12 protein-coding genes are annotated in these 14,164 nt (G+C 72.6%); 5 read left to right on the forward strand and 7 right to left on the reverse strand.

All coding sequences use genetic code 11. The features are described from left to right. Positions 1-45 precede the first annotated feature (45 nt). The gene (gene dxs / locus CMS_RS08180) at positions 46-1,998 is read left to right on the forward strand and encodes a 1-deoxy-D-xylulose-5-phosphate synthase (protein ID WP_012299009.1); all 1,953 of its coding nucleotides are present in this window, start codon (positions 46-48) and stop codon (positions 1,996-1,998) included. Positions 1,999-2,061: 63 nt separating this feature from the next. On the opposite strand, the gene CMS_RS08185 is transcribed toward dxs, so the two are convergent. The 7 genes from CMS_RS08185 to CMS_RS08215 form a co-directional block, all read right to left on the reverse strand. Next, complete coding sequence (locus CMS_RS08185) at positions 2,062-4,191, reverse strand: 3-hydroxyacyl-CoA dehydrogenase NAD-binding domain-containing protein (protein ID WP_012299010.1); 2,130 nt, start codon at positions 4,189-4,191, stop codon at positions 2,062-2,064. After that, on the reverse strand, positions 4,188-5,396 hold the full coding sequence (locus CMS_RS08190; RefSeq protein WP_041464539.1) for a thiolase family protein: 1,209 nt from the start codon (positions 5,394-5,396) through the stop codon (positions 4,188-4,190). Before CMS_RS08190 ends, CMS_RS08185 begins: the two co-directional genes overlap by 4 nt. A gap of 72 nt (positions 5,397-5,468) precedes the next feature. Next, complete coding sequence (locus tag CMS_RS08195; protein ID WP_174270079.1) at positions 5,469-6,944, reverse strand: ribonuclease D; 1,476 nt, start codon at positions 6,942-6,944, stop codon at positions 5,469-5,471. Then, positions 6,941-7,537 (reverse strand): DUF3000 domain-containing protein, encoded by a 597-nt coding sequence (locus tag CMS_RS08200; protein WP_041464540.1) that lies wholly within the window; start codon positions 7,535-7,537, stop codon positions 6,941-6,943. The genes CMS_RS08195 and CMS_RS08200 overlap by 4 nt, the downstream gene beginning before the upstream one ends. 90 nt (positions 7,538-7,627) lie before the next feature. Further along, a complete protein-coding gene (locus CMS_RS08205) occupies positions 7,628-8,374 on the reverse strand; it encodes a dihydrofolate reductase family protein (RefSeq protein WP_012299014.1) in 747 nt (248 codons plus the stop codon). Next, entirely contained in the window at positions 8,371-8,811 is a 441-nt protein-coding gene (locus tag CMS_RS08210; RefSeq protein ID WP_012299015.1) for a SufE family protein, read from the reverse strand. Before CMS_RS08210 ends, CMS_RS08205 begins: the two co-directional genes overlap by 4 nt. After that, the gene (locus tag CMS_RS08215) at positions 8,808-9,719 is read right to left on the reverse strand and encodes a sulfurtransferase (RefSeq protein ID WP_012299016.1); all 912 of its coding nucleotides are present in this window, start codon (positions 9,717-9,719) and stop codon (positions 8,808-8,810) included. Before CMS_RS08215 ends, CMS_RS08210 begins: the two co-directional genes overlap by 4 nt. Positions 9,720-9,887: 168 nt before the next feature. On the opposite strand from CMS_RS08215, the gene zapE reads away from it, so the two are divergent. From zapE to CMS_RS17860, 4 genes are all read left to right on the forward strand, one after another. Beyond that, on the forward strand, positions 9,888-10,952 hold the full coding sequence (zapE, locus tag CMS_RS08220) for a cell division protein ZapE (RefSeq protein ID WP_012299017.1): 1,065 nt from the start codon (positions 9,888-9,890) through the stop codon (positions 10,950-10,952). A gap of 251 nt (positions 10,953-11,203) precedes the next feature. Then, the gene (locus CMS_RS08225) at positions 11,204-12,490 is read left to right on the forward strand and encodes an ammonium transporter (protein WP_012299018.1); all 1,287 of its coding nucleotides are present in this window, start codon (positions 11,204-11,206) and stop codon (positions 12,488-12,490) included. Positions 12,491-12,683: 193 nt separating this feature from the next. Then, on the forward strand, positions 12,684-13,523 hold the full coding sequence (locus CMS_RS08230) for an aldo/keto reductase (RefSeq protein ID WP_012299019.1): 840 nt from the start codon (positions 12,684-12,686) through the stop codon (positions 13,521-13,523). 341 nt (positions 13,524-13,864) lie between these two features. Further along, entirely contained in the window at positions 13,865-14,149 is a 285-nt protein-coding gene (locus CMS_RS17860; protein ID WP_223842609.1) for a hypothetical protein, read from the forward strand. Positions 14,150-14,164 lie beyond the last annotated feature (15 nt).

Here is a 14,164-nt window from a genome sequence, read left to right on the forward strand (position 1 = left end):
CAGGGCGGGCGTCGCGACATGGCACCCCAGGGAAAGGCGGTCAGCATGGGAATCCTCGAGACGATCACAGGACCCCGGGACCTCGACCGGCTGAGCCGCGAGCAGATGGTCGAGCTCGCCGCGGAGATCCGGCAGTTCCTCGTCGCGGAGGTCTCCAAGACCGGAGGCCACCTCGGGCCGAACCTCGGCGTCGTGGAGACGACGCTCGCGATCCACCGCGTGTTCGACTCCCCGCGGGACGCGATCGTGTTCGACACCGGGCACCAGTCGTACGTGCACAAGCTGGTCACGGGTCGCCAGGACTTCTCGAGGCTCCGCGAAGCGGGCGGGCTCGCCGGCTACCCGCAGCGGTCGGAGTCGGAGCACGACATCGTCGAGAGCTCGCACGCGTCGAGCTCGCTGAGCTGGGCCGACGGGATCTCGCGGGCCTTCGGGATCACGGGCCAGACCGACCGGCACGTGGTCGCGGTGGTGGGCGACGGCGCCCTCACCGGCGGCATGACGTGGGAGGCGCTCAACAACATCTCCGACGACAACACGCGGAAGCTCATCATCGTCGTCAACGACAACGGCCGCTCCTACGCGCCGACGATCGGCGGCATGGCCCGCTTCCTCAACACCGTGCGCACCCGCCGCACCTACCGCGGCCTCTACGAGACGAGCCAGCGCGTGTTCGGCGTGTTCGGGGCCCCGGGCGACAGCCTCTACCGCGGCCTCCGCGGCGGCCTGCACGGCTTCCTCACGCGCGTCACGGACAACGAGGCGCTGTACTCCAACCTCGACATTAAGTACCTGGGGCCCATCGACGGGCACGACCAGCAGGCGATGGAGGAGGCGCTCGAGCAGGCCCGCGACTACGGCGCCCCGGTGATCGTGCACGCCATCACCGAGAAGGGCCGCGGCTACGAGCCCGCCCGCCGCGACGTGGCGGACCAGTTCCACGCCGTCGGGCAGATCGATCCGGAGACGGGCGAGCCCATCGACCCGTCGCACGCTGTGAGCTGGACCAGCGTCTTCGCGGACGAGATCCTCGCGCTGGCCGATGAGGATCCGCGCATCGTCGGCATCACCGCCGCGATGCTCCGCCCCGTGGGCCTCCACAAGTTCGCCGAGAAGCACCCGGATCGCGTGCACGACGTGGGCATCGCCGAGCAGCACGCAGTGACGAGCGCCGCGGGCCTCGCCTACGGCGGCCTGCACCCGGTCGTCGCGCTGTACGCGACCTTCGTCAATCGCGCGTTCGACCAGGTCCTCATGGACGTGGCCCTGCACCGCGCCGGCGTCACCTTCGTGCTCGACCGCGCGGGCGTCACCGGTCCCGACGGGCCGAGCCATCACGGCATGTGGGATCTCGCGCTGCTGCAGATCGTGCCGCACATCCGCCTCAGCGCCCCGCGTGACGCGACGCGCCTCCGCGAGGAGCTGGGCGAGGCCGTCAAGGTCGATGACGCGCCCACCGTCGTGCGCTTCTCCAAGGGCAGCGTCGGGGACGAGATCGAGGCCGTGCGCCGCCTCGACGACGGCGTGGACGTGCTGCACGAGTCGGCGTCGAAGGACGTGCTGATCGTCACGGTCGGGCCCATGGCGACCATGGGCATCGAGGTCGCGGAGCGGCTCGCCGCGCAGGGCATCGGCGCGACCGTCGTGGACCCGCGCTGGGTCGTGCCCGTGCCGCGCAGCGTCGTCGAGCTCGGCGGCACCCACCGTCTCGTCGTCACCATCGAGGACGGCGTCGTCGTCGGGGGCATCGGCACGCGGATCCGGCAGGACCTCCGCGAGGCCGGCATCGACACGGGCGTGACGGAGCTGGGCCTGCCCGACGAGTTCCTCGACCACGGCACGCGGTCGCAGATCCTCGAGCGCGTCGGGCTCACTCCCCAGCACATCGCGCGCGACGTCGTCGCCCAGGTGCTCGGGAGCCGCGTGCCGTCGGCCCGGCCGCTGCCGGAGGACGCCGAGCGCGTCCCCATGCGCGCGGAGGACGACGAGCAGGCCTGATCGCCTGTCGCACGCAGCAGGGCCCGGCCGATGCGGCCTGGCCCTGCTGCGTTCCCCCTGGCGCTACGCCACGCCGCGGATGGGCGGGTGGTGGAACGTGTCGCCGAACGCCCGGTTGCTCGCGCCGACGCGGTCGAGGTACGGCGTGAGCCCGCCCATCTGGAACGGGTAGCCGGCGCCGAGGATGAGGCAGAGGTCGATGTCCTCCGCCGCGTGCACGACGTCGTCCTCGAGCATGCGGTGCACCTCGTCCGCGAGGCCCGTCTCCACGCGCTCGCGGATCTGCTCGGCCGTCTGCGGGTCGGTGCCGCCCTTCACGATGCGCACGGCCTCCTTGTCGAAGCCCGTGGGGCGGCCCTTGGCGTCGCGGGCGTAGATGCGCCCGAGGTCCGCGAGGCGGTGCAGGTTCGGGCTCTCGAAGAACCGGTCCGGGAATGCGGCGTGGTGCGTGTCGAGCACGTGCGCGCCGACCTTGAGGCCCACGAGCTCGAGCAGCTCGAAGGGCGTCATCGGCAGGCCGAACGGCGCGAGCGAGCGGTCGACGACCTCGAAGGGCGTTCCCGTGTCCACCGCGTGCATGGCCTCCCCGAGGACCTTCGCGAGGATGCTGTTCACCACGAAGCCCGGGGTGTCGCGGGTGATGACGGCGTGCTTCTTCAGCGTCCTCGCGACCTGCATCGCGGTCGACAGCGTCTCGTCCGTGGTCTGCGGCGTCCGCACGACCTCGATGAGCGGCATCACCGCGACGGGGTTGAAGAAGTGGAAGCCCACGACGCGCTCCGGGTGCGCGAGCCGCTCGGCGATGCGCTCGACCGAGAGGCTCGACGTGTTCGTCGCGAGGATCGCGGTCTCGGAGACGTGCTGCTCGATCTCCGCGAAGACCGCCTGCTTCACGCCGAGCTCCTCGAACACGGCCTCGATGACCCAGTCCGCGTCGGCGAAGTCGGCCTTGTCCGTGGTGCCCGTGACGAGCGCCGTGAGCCGGTTGGCCTCGTCGGGGGAGATGCGCCCCTTCTCGGCGAGCTTCCGGATCTCGCCGTGGATGCCGGCGACGCCCGCGTCGACGCGCGCCCGGTCGAGGTCCGTGATGACCACGGGAACCTGGAGGCGGCGCACGAACAGCAGCGCGAACTGCGATGCCATGAGGCCGGCGCCGACGACGCCGACCTTGGTGACCTTGCGGGCCAGCGCCTTGTCAGGCGCCCCCGCGGGCCGCTTGGCGCGCTTCTGCACCAGGTCGAACGCGTAGATGGTGGCGCGGAACTGGTCGCCGGAGATGAGGTCCGCGAGAGCCTCGTCCTCGGCGGCGAAGCCCTCCTCGCGCGTCGTGTTCCTGGCCGCCTTGAGCAGGTCGAGCGCGCGGTACGGCGACTGGGCGACCGTGCCGATGCGCTGCTCGAGCGACTTCCGGGCGATCCCGATGGCGATGTCCCACTTGGCGATGCGCTCGAGGCGGCCCGGCGCGTTCGGCCGCTTGACCTCGACGGCGCCGGAGATGACGCCGTCGGCCCAGCGGATGGACTGCTCGAGGAAGGACGCGGACGGGAACGACGCGTCGGCGATGCCGAGCTCCACCACGTCCGCCGCCTTCAGCGTGCGGTTGTTCTTGAGCGGGTTCTCGATGATCACCTTGAGGGCGTTCTCGATGCCGATGAGGTTCGGCAGCAGCCACGCGCCGCCCCAGCCGGGGATGATGCCGAGGAAGACCTCGGGCAGCGCCACGGCGGGCACGGACTCGTCGACCGTGCGGTAGTCGGAGTTCAGTCCGATCTCGAGCCCGCCGCCGAGCGCGAGGCCGTTGATGAAGGTGAAGGACGGCACGCCCAGACGATGCAGGCGGCCCAGGGTGTCGTGTCCGAGCTGCGCCATCTGGCGCCCGACCTCGCGGCTGGGGATCTCGCCGACCTTGCTGAGATCGGCGCCCGCGGCGAGGATGAACGGCTTGCCCGTGATCGCGACGCCGCGGATCTCGCCCGCGGCCGCCCGGGCGGCCAGGCCGTCGAGCGCGTCCGCGAGCTCCAGCAGGGTGGCCGGGCCGAGCGTGGACGGCCGCGTGTGGTCGCGCCCGTTGTCGAGCGTGACGAGCGCGAGCACGCCGCCCGAGGGCAGCGGCACGTCGCGGACGTACGAGTGGGTGACGACCTCGTCGGGGTCGAGCGCCACGAGCTCCCGGAAGCGGCTGGTGTCGGTCACTTGTTCCTCTTCCTCTTGCCGGTGAAGTGCGGGTTCTCCCAGATGACGCTGCCGCCCTGGCCGAGGCCGACGCACATCGCTGTGAGGCCGTAGCGGACCTCGGGGTGCTGCTCGAACTGGCGCGCGAGCTGGTTCATCAGCCGGACGCCGCTGGACGCGAGCGGGTGGCCCACGGCGATCGCGCCGCCGTACTCGTTGACGCGCGGGTCGTCGTCGTCGAGACGGAAGTGGTCGAGGAGGCTGAGCACCTGGATCGCGAACGCCTCGTTGAGCTCGAAGAGCCCGATGTCGTCGATCGTGAGCCCGGCCTTCCGGAGCGCCTTCTCGGTGCTCGGCACCGGTCCGATGCCCATGATCTCGGGCTCGACGCCCGCGAACGCGAAGGACACCAGGGTCATCTTGGGCGTCAGGCCGAGCTCCTTGACGGCGTCGCCGCTGGCGAGCAGGGCGGCGGTGGCGCCGTCGTTGAGACCCGACGAGTTGCCCGCCGTGACGCGGCCGTGCGGGCGGAATGGGGTGCGGAGGCCGGCGAGGCCCTCGAGCGTGGTCTCGGGGCGCATGGCCTCGTCGCGCGTGGCGAGCCCCCAGCCCTCCTCGGAGCGCGTGGCGACGGGGACGAGGTCGGGCTGGATGTTCCCGGCCGCGTAGGCGAGCGCCGTCTTCTGCTGGCTCGCGAGGGCGTAGCGGTCGGCGCGCTCGCGGGTGAGCGCCGGGAAGCGGTCGTGGATCCGCTCGGCCGTGTTCCCCATGTTGAGGGCGTCCTGGCTGACGAGGCGCTCGGCGAGGAAGCGGGGGTTCGGGTCCGCGTCGAAGCCCATCGGATGGCGGCCCATGTGCTCGACGCCGCCGGCGATGGCGAGGTCGTAGGCGCCGAACGCGATGCCGCCGGCGGTGGCCGTGACGCTCGTCATGGCGCCGGCGCACATCCGGTCGATCGCGAATCCCGGGACCGAGCGCGGCAGGCCGACCAGGAGCGCGGCCGTGCGGCCGAGGGTCAGGCCCTGGTCGCCCGTCTGGGTCGTGGCCGCGATGGCGACCTCGTCGATCCGGTCCTTCGGCACCTGCGGGTTCCGCTCGAGCAACCCGATCATGGCCTTGACCACCAGATCGTCGGCGCGGGTCCGCCAGTACATGCCCTTCTCACCCGCTCGTCCGAACGGGGTGCGGACCCCGTCCACGAAATGGACTTCGGCTCTCTCGACCACTGACGCCTCCTCGCATCGATTTCCCCCACCCTAGGGACGAGGCACGGAGGGCGCCGAAACCGTTGACTGTTCCTACGAGGCCCCGTCGTCGGTCTCGTCGTCGGCTTGGCCAGCATCGACAAAGGCCGCCGCCACCGGCGCTGCCGTCGCCTCGATCTGCCAGGGCCGCGCACCCCACGACTCGAGCGCCGTCGCGACGGCCTCGGGGGAGAGCTCGGCGGGGGGCGTCCAGGCGACGCGACGCAGCACCTCGGGGGTGAGCAGGTTCTCCTGCGGGACGCCCATGGCCGTCGCGACATCCTGCACGGCCACGCGGGCGCGCTTGAGGCGGCGGTCGGCGGCGGGATCCTTGTCGGCCCACGCCTTCGGCGGCGGCATGGTCTCGCCCGTGCCGCGCAGCTGCGGGAACGCGGTCGCGGCGAGGCCGCGCTCGACGGCGGCCCACCAGCGGTCGATCTCGCTGCGGCTGGCGCGACCCGAGAACTCGCGCACGGCAGCGAGGTCGCGCTTGGTCTGCGGCAGGATGCGCGCGACCGCGACGAGGGAGCCGTCGGGGACGAGGCGGCCGGGGCTCGTGTCGACCTCGCGCGCGTACGCGTCGCGGGCCTCCCACAGCTCCTTCGCGACCGCGAGGCCACGGCCACCGCGGACCCCGTGCAGGCCGCTCAGGCGACGCCACGGCTCGACCCGCGCGGGCTTCGCCTCCTTGGCGATGGTCGCGGCGAACTCCTGCTCGGCGATCGCGGTCTTGCCCTGCTCCTCGAGGCGGCGGGCGATCTCGTCGCGCACGTCGACGAGCAGCTCCACGTCGAGCGCGGCGTAGACGAGCCATGCCCGGGGGAGCGGCCGGGTCGACCAGTCGGCGGCCGAGTGCTCCTTGGCCAGGTGAATCCCGAGCAGCTCCTCCACCACGGTGCCGAGGCCGACCCGGGGCAGGCCGAGCAGGCGCGACGCGAGCTCGGTGTCGAAGATGCGCTGCGGGTCGAGGCCCACCTCGCGGAGGCACGCGAGGTCCTGGCTGGCGGCGTGCAGCACCCACTCGACGTCGCGGATCACCTCGTCGAGCTCCGAGAAGTCGCCGATCGCGGGCGGGTCGAACAGGAACGTGCCGGCGCCGCGGCGGAAGACCTGGATCAGGTACGCGCGCTGGCTGTAGCGGAAGCCCGATGCGCGCTCGGCGTCGACGGCGATGGGACCCGTGCCGGCGGCGATCGCCTCGACGGCGCGGAGGTACTCCTCCCGGGTGTCGATCACGGTGAGGTCACCCGTGGCCGCCGCCTCGCGGAGGGGCGGACGGGAGGGTGCGTCGTCGTCGCGCGGGACCGGGTCCGCCGCGGCGGGGGCGTTCTCGGTCGCCTGCGCGGGCTCCGTCCGCCGGGTGCGCGTGCGCGCGCGTGCGGTCACGGCGTCGGTGGCGGTGGATCCCGGCACGTCGGAGAAGAGGGACGCGCCCATGGCCGGTCGGCGGAGACCCGCCGCCGACGGGGAGGGGGCGACGGCGCCGTCGCCGGTCGCGTCGGGGTCTGGGGTGTCGGACGGGGCGTTCACGTCCGGGTGCGTCGCGCTGATAGCAGTGTCACTCCTTCGCCCGCGGGAGGCAGCCCGGCGAGCATGCACAGTAATTCGCCCCAGCCTTCCACATGGGCGGTCACGTCGGCGTCCGCCGGCGTCCACGAGGCGCGGAGCTCGATCTTGGCGCCGCTGCCCTGGCGGGCCAGCTCGCCGTAGCCGGTGGAGATAATCCGGGTGGCGGTCCCCGAGGGCGACGAGTAGCGGGCGCCGCGCGAGGCGAGGCCGTCCACGAGCCACGACCAGGCGACGTCGGCGAGGAACGGATCGGTGCCCATGTCGGTCTCGAGCGGCGCCTGCGCGAAGCAGACGACGCGGAACGCGCCGCCCCACGCGTCCGGCTCATCCGGGTCGTGCAGCAGGATGAAGCGGCCCGTGCCGAGCTCCGAGTCGGAGGCGTGGCCAGACGGCGACACGTCGGCGGCGAGCGCCACGGCGTACGGGGCCAGGTTGCTCGAGGGCGAGGGGATCTCCGTCAGCACGAGCTCGGATCGCGTGGTCGCACGACGCAGGGCGTCTAGCGCCGCGCGGAACTCGGGCGGATCCTCGGCGCTGTCACGGGTCTCTACCACGTGTGCAGACTACGTTCCGCCGCGATCCGGCCCGGGAGCCACGCCGCGACGACGGGTGGGCACCACCCCGACGCCGGCGCGACCAGGGGATCAGTCCCGCCGCACCGTCCAGCGCGCGTAGGTGCGGTGGTCGTCGTCGACGAGCAGCTGGTCGAGCCGCATCGGCGCGTAGGCGTCGGAGCCCGCCGGCACGAGCGGCGTCAGCGGCGTCACGAGCTCGGGCGAGGTCGTGAGGCAGAGCTCGTCCACCCGGCCCGCGGCGATGAGGGATGCGGCGAGCGCCGGTCCGCCCTCGCACACCACATGGGTCAGCCCGCGGCCACGCAGGGCGTCGACGACGTCGTCGCCGCCCATCCGACCGTCGGCCGCGGCACCCAGCGGGACGGACACGATCTCGGCGGGCACGCCGCCGAGCGACGCCACGGCGCGGTCCCGTGCCTCGGGCGGGCAGAGCACCAGGAGGCGGCCCGGGGACGCGTCCTGGTCGAAGCGGTGGCCCTCCAGGTCGCCCGAGGAGGTGGCGACGGCCAGCGGGGTCCTGCGGGGGAGGACGTACCGCTCGGCACGCACCGTGCCCGCGCCCACGAGCACGACGTCCGCGAGCTCGCGGATGACGCCGAGGATCCGCCGGTCCACGACGCTCGAGAGGCTGTCGGAGGTGCCGTCGGCGCCGATGACGCTGCCGTCGACCGACGCCACGAAGTTGAGGCGCACGTGGTCGGCGGATCCCGGACGGTAGAGGTCCTCCAGCCAGCCCCGGGTGCCGTCGTCGTCCAGGCCGCGCGAGGCCGCCGCGTGGCCGGCCCCCGCCACGGGGAGGATCCGCGTGATCCTCACCCGGCGAGCCGCTCGCGCACCTGGCGCTTGACCCGCCCGAGCATCGCCGTCATGCCGCGCATGCGCAGCGGCGATACAGCCGCGTCGAGCCCGATCGTGGACGGGTAGTCGTCGGGCACCGCGAGCACCTCGTCGGCCGGGAGCCCGTCGAGGCCCTGCGCGAGGATCGACGCGAACCCGCGGCTCGTCGGCGCCTCGGCCGGCGCCTGGGCGTGCACGTGCACGTCGCCGTCGACGACCTCCACGAACATGAACACCGGCGACTGGCACTCCTCCACGCGCTCGAGGAGGTCCGGGTGGTCGGCGTACCGCGGCGGGAGAGCGGGCAGCTCGTTGCTGAAGTCGAGCAGGAGCAGGAGCCGGTCGCGCTGCTCGAGCGCGAGGAAGTCGTCGCGGATCTCGGCGAGCGCGGCGGGCAGCCCCGGGGCGTCGGTCATCGGGCGGGCAGCTCGCCGGGCTCGGCGCCCTGCACGATGGGGACCCGCACGGCGGAGCCCCACTCGGTCCAGGAGCCGTCGTAGTTGCGGACGCCCTCGAAGCCCAGCAGGTGGGTGAGCACGAACCACGTGTGGCTCGAGCGCTCCCCGATGCGGCAGAGGACCACGACGTCGTCGCCGTCGCCGAGGCCCGCGCCCTCGCGGTACACGGCGTCGAGCTCGGCGCGCGTCCGGAAGGAGCCGTCCTCCGCCGCGGCCTTGGCCCACGGGACGTTCCGAGAGGTGGGGATGTGGCCGGCGCGGAGCGAGCCCTCCTCCGGGTAGGCGGGCGCGGTCGTCCGCTGGCCGGTGTACTCCTCGGGGCTGCGGACGTCGATGAGCGGGTTGCCGAGGTGCGCGAGCACGTCGTCCTTGAACGCGCGGATCTCCTCGTCGCGGCGCTCGACGACCGGGTACTCGACGGGGGAGACCTCGGGGCGGTCGGTCGTGGTCGGGCGCCCCTCGGCGATCCACTTGTCCCGGCCGCCGTCGAGCAGGCGCACGTCCTCGTGGCCGAACAGGGTGAAGACCCAGAGCGCGTACGCGGCCCACCAGTTGCTCTTGTCGCCGTAGATGACGACCGTGCTGTCACGCGCGATGCCGCGCTCGGACATGAGCTGCGCGAACCGCTCGCCGTCGACGTAGTCACGCTGCACGGGGTCGTTGAGGTCGGTGTGCCAGTCGAGCTTCACCGCGCCGGGGATGTGGCCGGTCTCGTAGAGCAGCACGTCCTCGTCGGACTCGACGACCACGAGACCGGGCGTGAGCGCGCCGTCGGCGAGTCGCTCCTGGAGCCAGTCGCCGCTGACGAGCCGCTCCGGGTGGGCGTACTCGGCGAACCTGGGGGTGGTGTCCGGCTCGACGGCCATGGGGCTCTCCTGATCTCGCGGCCGGCGGGGCCGCGCTGGTGGGACGCGGATTAGTCTGGTGGGTGTTCCGCGGGCACCATGCGCCGCGCGTCGACCACCATCCACGGTAACGGTTCGCCATGCGCGGGACCTTCCCGACACCGCCACATGACAGCCGGAGACCCACCTGTGACGAACGCCGACATCGGATCGCGGAGCCACGACGCGGAGGGCACGGGACCCGGCGCCCTCGTCGGCCGCTCGCCGAGCATCACGGGCGCGGAGATCGCCGCGCACCTCGTGCCGCCGCGGCAGTTCGACGAGGCGCGGTTCGACACGTACCGTCCCGACCCCGAGTACGACACGCAGGCGCAGGCCGTCGAGGTGCTCCGCGCGTTCTCGGGCGACCGCGCCGGATCCCGCGGTGGCCTCTTCTCTCGGAGGAAGGCGCCCGCCCTGAAGCCCGGCGTCTACCTCGACGGCGGGTTCGGAGTCGGCAAGACCCACCTCCTCGCGTCGCTCTGGCACGCCATGCCGGGACCCAAGTACTTCGGCACCTTCATCGAGTACACGGCGCTCGTCGGGGCGCTCGGCTACCAGGGCGCGGTCGGGATCCTCCGCGGCGCAACGCTCGTGGCCATCGACGAGTTCGAGCTCGACGACCCGGGCGACACGATGATGATGACGCGCCTGCTGTCCGACCTCGTGGCCGACGGCACGCGCATCGCCGCGACGAGCAACACGCCGCCGAACGCCCTGGGGGAGGGGCGCTTCGCGGCGGCCGACTTCCTGCGCGAGATCCAGGCGATGAGCGACCGGTTCGACACCATCCGCATCGACGGGCTCGACTACCGGCGCCGCGCCTTCGAGGGCCACGCGATCACGGTGGGCGCCGCCGAGCTCGACGCCAGGGCCGACGCCGCGCAGGCCGGCGGCCGCTCGGTCACCGTCGACGGGTTCCCCGAGCTGGTCGCGCACCTCTCGCGGCTGCACCCCTCCAAGTACGTGAAGGTGATCGAGGGCGTCGACGCCATCGCGCTCCGCGACGTGACCCAGCTGCAGGGCCAGACCGACGCGCTCCGCTTCGTCGCCTTCGTCGACCGGGTCTACGACGCGCAGATCCCCCTGCTCGCGTCCGGCACCCCGTTCGACGAGGCCTTCTCGGCCGAGATGCTCGCGGGCGGCTACCGCAAGAAGTACCTGCGCGCCATCTCGCGGCTCATCTCGCTCACCGCGGCCGGGCGCGACCTCTAGCCGACGACGCTCCGCCACGCCCGGATCGGCGGCCGTCCCGGGCATCCCCGCCGCACGCGGAAACACGATGTTCACATGCGCGTCGCCCGTGTAACGCGCCCGAAACACGTCCGGCGAGCCGGCGAAACCTCGCCCCCCGACACTGGACGCGTACCCGGCACCCGGCACGCGCCGAACCCCCGACCACACGGGCGGCCGCTCGCCTTCCGTCCGGTGCGACCCCCTGCACGATCTACGAGAGGTGAAACACCATGGATCAAGGCAACACCGCCTTCCTCCTGATCGCCGCGGCGCTGGTCCTCCTGATGACGCCGGGTCTGGCGTTCTTCTACGGCGGGCTCGTCAAGGCCAAGAGCGTCATCAGCATGATGATGATGAGCTTCGGGGCCATGGGCCTCATCGGGCTCCTCTGGGTCCTGTACGGCTACGCCATCGCGTTCGGCAACGGCCCCGACGGCGCCGCGGGCAACCCGCGCTTCGTGGGCATCGACGGCGTCCTCGGCATCGACCTCGGCCAGCTGGGCCTCGGCGACGCGTACACCGCGGCACTCGGCGACCAGACGTCCGCCTACCCGACGCTCGCCTTCGCCGCCTTCCAGGCCACGTTCGCCATCATCACGGTCGCGCTCATCTCCGGCGCCATCGCCGACCGCGCCAAGTTCGGCGCGTGGATGGTCTTCGCGGGCATCTGGGCCACGGTCGTCTACTTCCCCGTCGCCAGCTGGGTCTTCAACTTCACGGTCGCCGACGGATCCACCGTCGACGGCGGGTGGATCGCCTACAACGTCGGCGCGATCGACTTCGCGGGCGGCACGGCGGTCCACATCAACGCGGGTGCCGCGGCGCTCGCCCTCTCGCTGGTCCTCGGCAAGCGCGTCGGGTTCGCCAAGGGCATGCACGTGCCGCACAACCCGCCGTTCGTGCTCCTCGGCGCCGGGCTCCTCTGGTTCGGCTGGTTCGGCTTCAACGCCGGCTCCGAGCTCGCGGCCGACGGCATCGCGGCCATCGCGTTCCTCAACACCATCGCCGCACCCGCCGCCGCGATCCTCGGCTGGCTCGTGGTCGAGAAGATCCGCGACGGCAAGCCGACCTCGGTGGGCGCCGCGTCCGGCGCGGTGGCGGGCCTCGTCGCCATCACCCCGGCGTGCGCCGCGCTCTCGCCGACCTGGGCCATCGTCCTCGGCCTCGTCGCCGGTGCCGTCTGCGCCGTCGCGATCGAGCTCAAGTTCAAGCTCGGCTTCGACGACTCGCTCGACGTGGTGGGCATCCACCTCATCGGCGGCCTCATCGGGACGCTGTACATCGGCATCTTCGCGACCAAGGTCGGCCTCATCTACTCGGGCTCGCTCGAGCAGCTCGGCAAGCAGGCCCTCGCCGCCTTCGCGGTGCTGATCTACTCGTTCGTCCTCTCCTACGTCATCGGCACGATCATCCAGAAGACCATGGGCTTCCGGGTGAAGAACGAGGACGAGATCGCGGGCATCGACACGATCGTCCACGGCGAGGAGGGCTACGTGCTGGAGACCTCCGGCCGCTGACCCGCTCCACCGGCTCGACCACGACGGGCGCCGCACCTCGCGAGAGGGCGGCGCCCGTCCCCGTTCGCCGGGAACGGAGCGGGCGGGCCACCGGGCCGCCCGGGAGCGCGGCGGGCGTACGGTGGAGGGACGCGGCCGGCGAGCACGACGACGCCCCGCACCGTGACCATCGAGACGAAGAAGACGAGAGCACATGGCATCCCCCCTCATCACCCTGAACAACGGCGTCACCATCCCGCAACTGGGCTTCGGCGTCTTCCAGACCCCGCCCGCCGAGACGCAGCAGGCCGTGGAGCGCGCGTTCGAGGCGGGCTACCGTCACATCGACACCGCCGCCGGCTACTACAACGAGGAGGGCGTGGGCGCCGCCATCAAGGCGACGGGCATCCCACGCGAGGAGCTCTTCATCACCACCAAGCTCCGCAACGGCGACCAGGGCGCGGACAGCGCGCGCACCGCCTTCGAGGACAGCCGCCGCAAGCTCGGCGTCGACGCGGTGGACCTCTACCTCATCCACTGGCCCTACCCGAAGCACGGCCTGTACGTCGAGACCTGGAAGACGTTCGAGGCGCTGCACGCCGAGGGCCTCATCCGCGCGATCGGCGTCTCCAACTTCCTCCCGGAGCACCTGGAGAAGCTGGCCGCCGAATCCGAGGTCGTGCCGGCGGTCAACCAGATCGAGGTGCACCCGACGTTCCAGCAGCACGACCTCTCCACCTTCTCGGTCGAGCGCGGCATCGAGGTCGAGGCCTACAGCCCCCTCGGCCAGGGCGCCGACCTGGAGTCGGAGATCGTCACGCGGCTCGCGAAGGAGCACGACGCCACCCCCGCGCAGATCGTGCTCGCCTGGCACCTCGCGCAGGGCCGCATCGTGATCCCCAAGTCGGTCACGCCGGAGCGCATCGTCGCCAACTTCCAGTCCATCGAGGTCGAGCTCTCGGTCGAGGAGCTCGCCGAGATCGACACCCTCGAGTCCGGTACGCGCCTGGGCGCCGACCCGGCGACGGCGGACTTCACGCAGTTCCCGTCCTGATCCACCCGCTGGCACACCGGCAGCACGGCGCCCGCCCGGCTCGCGCCGCGGCGGGCGTCGTCGCGTGCGGCCGCGTCCCGACCGCTCCCGCGCCGCCCGCCTACGGGTGCCGGGCGGTCTAGCGTGATCCCCACGACGCTCCGTCGAGCCGGTGGACCCCGCCACGGATCCGGAGGGAGCGCAGAGCGCCCCAGGAGCACCGTGACCGGCCCCCGCACGTCCGCCTCACCGACGCCCTCACGGCGGTCTCCGAGCTCATCGACGCGTCCGTCGACACCAGCGGGGACGGCCTCACCGGGGTCCAGATCCTGATCCTCCGCCGCGTCGTCTGCACCCAGCGCATGGACCGCGCCTCGCGTGCGCTCGACACCCGGACCGCCCGCGCGGCGACCGTGCCCACCCTCGCGTCGCTCATCCAGAAGGGCCTGGTGCTGGGGTCCGAGGGCCCCACCGGGCGCTTCCTCCACCTGTCGGACGGCGGACGGGACCTCCTCCGAGGCGTCAGCACGGTGCGCGCGGAGTGGTTCGGGCAGGCGGCGTCGCAGACGGATCCGCCCGCGCACGGGCAGGACCTCCTGCGCATCGCGGAGCTGCTGGAGCGCCTCGGCCGTCTGGAGCGCTCCTGACCGGGGCCGGCGCGG

The sequence above is a fragment of the Clavibacter sepedonicus genome (genome assembly GCF_000069225.1).
Taxonomy (GTDB): Bacteria; Actinomycetota; Actinomycetes; order Actinomycetales; family Microbacteriaceae; genus Clavibacter; species Clavibacter sepedonicus.

Coding starts and splice junctions, on each gene's coding strand:
- dxs (WP_012299009.1), top strand. CDS start 46: ATGGGAATCCTCGAGACGATCACAGGACCCCGGGACCTCGACCGGCTG.
- CMS_RS08210 (WP_012299015.1), bottom strand. CDS start 8,811: ATGACCGACGCCCCGGGGCTGCCCGCCGCGCTCGCCGAGATCCGCGAC.
- CMS_RS08215 (WP_012299016.1), bottom strand. CDS start 9,719: ATGGCCGTCGAGCCGGACACCACCCCCAGGTTCGCCGAGTACGCCCAC.
- CMS_RS08225 (WP_012299018.1), top strand. CDS start 11,204: ATGGATCAAGGCAACACCGCCTTCCTCCTGATCGCCGCGGCGCTGGTC.
- CMS_RS08230 (WP_012299019.1), top strand. CDS start 12,684: ATGGCATCCCCCCTCATCACCCTGAACAACGGCGTCACCATCCCGCAA.
- CMS_RS17860 (WP_223842609.1), top strand. CDS start 13,865: ATGGACCGCGCCTCGCGTGCGCTCGACACCCGGACCGCCCGCGCGGCG.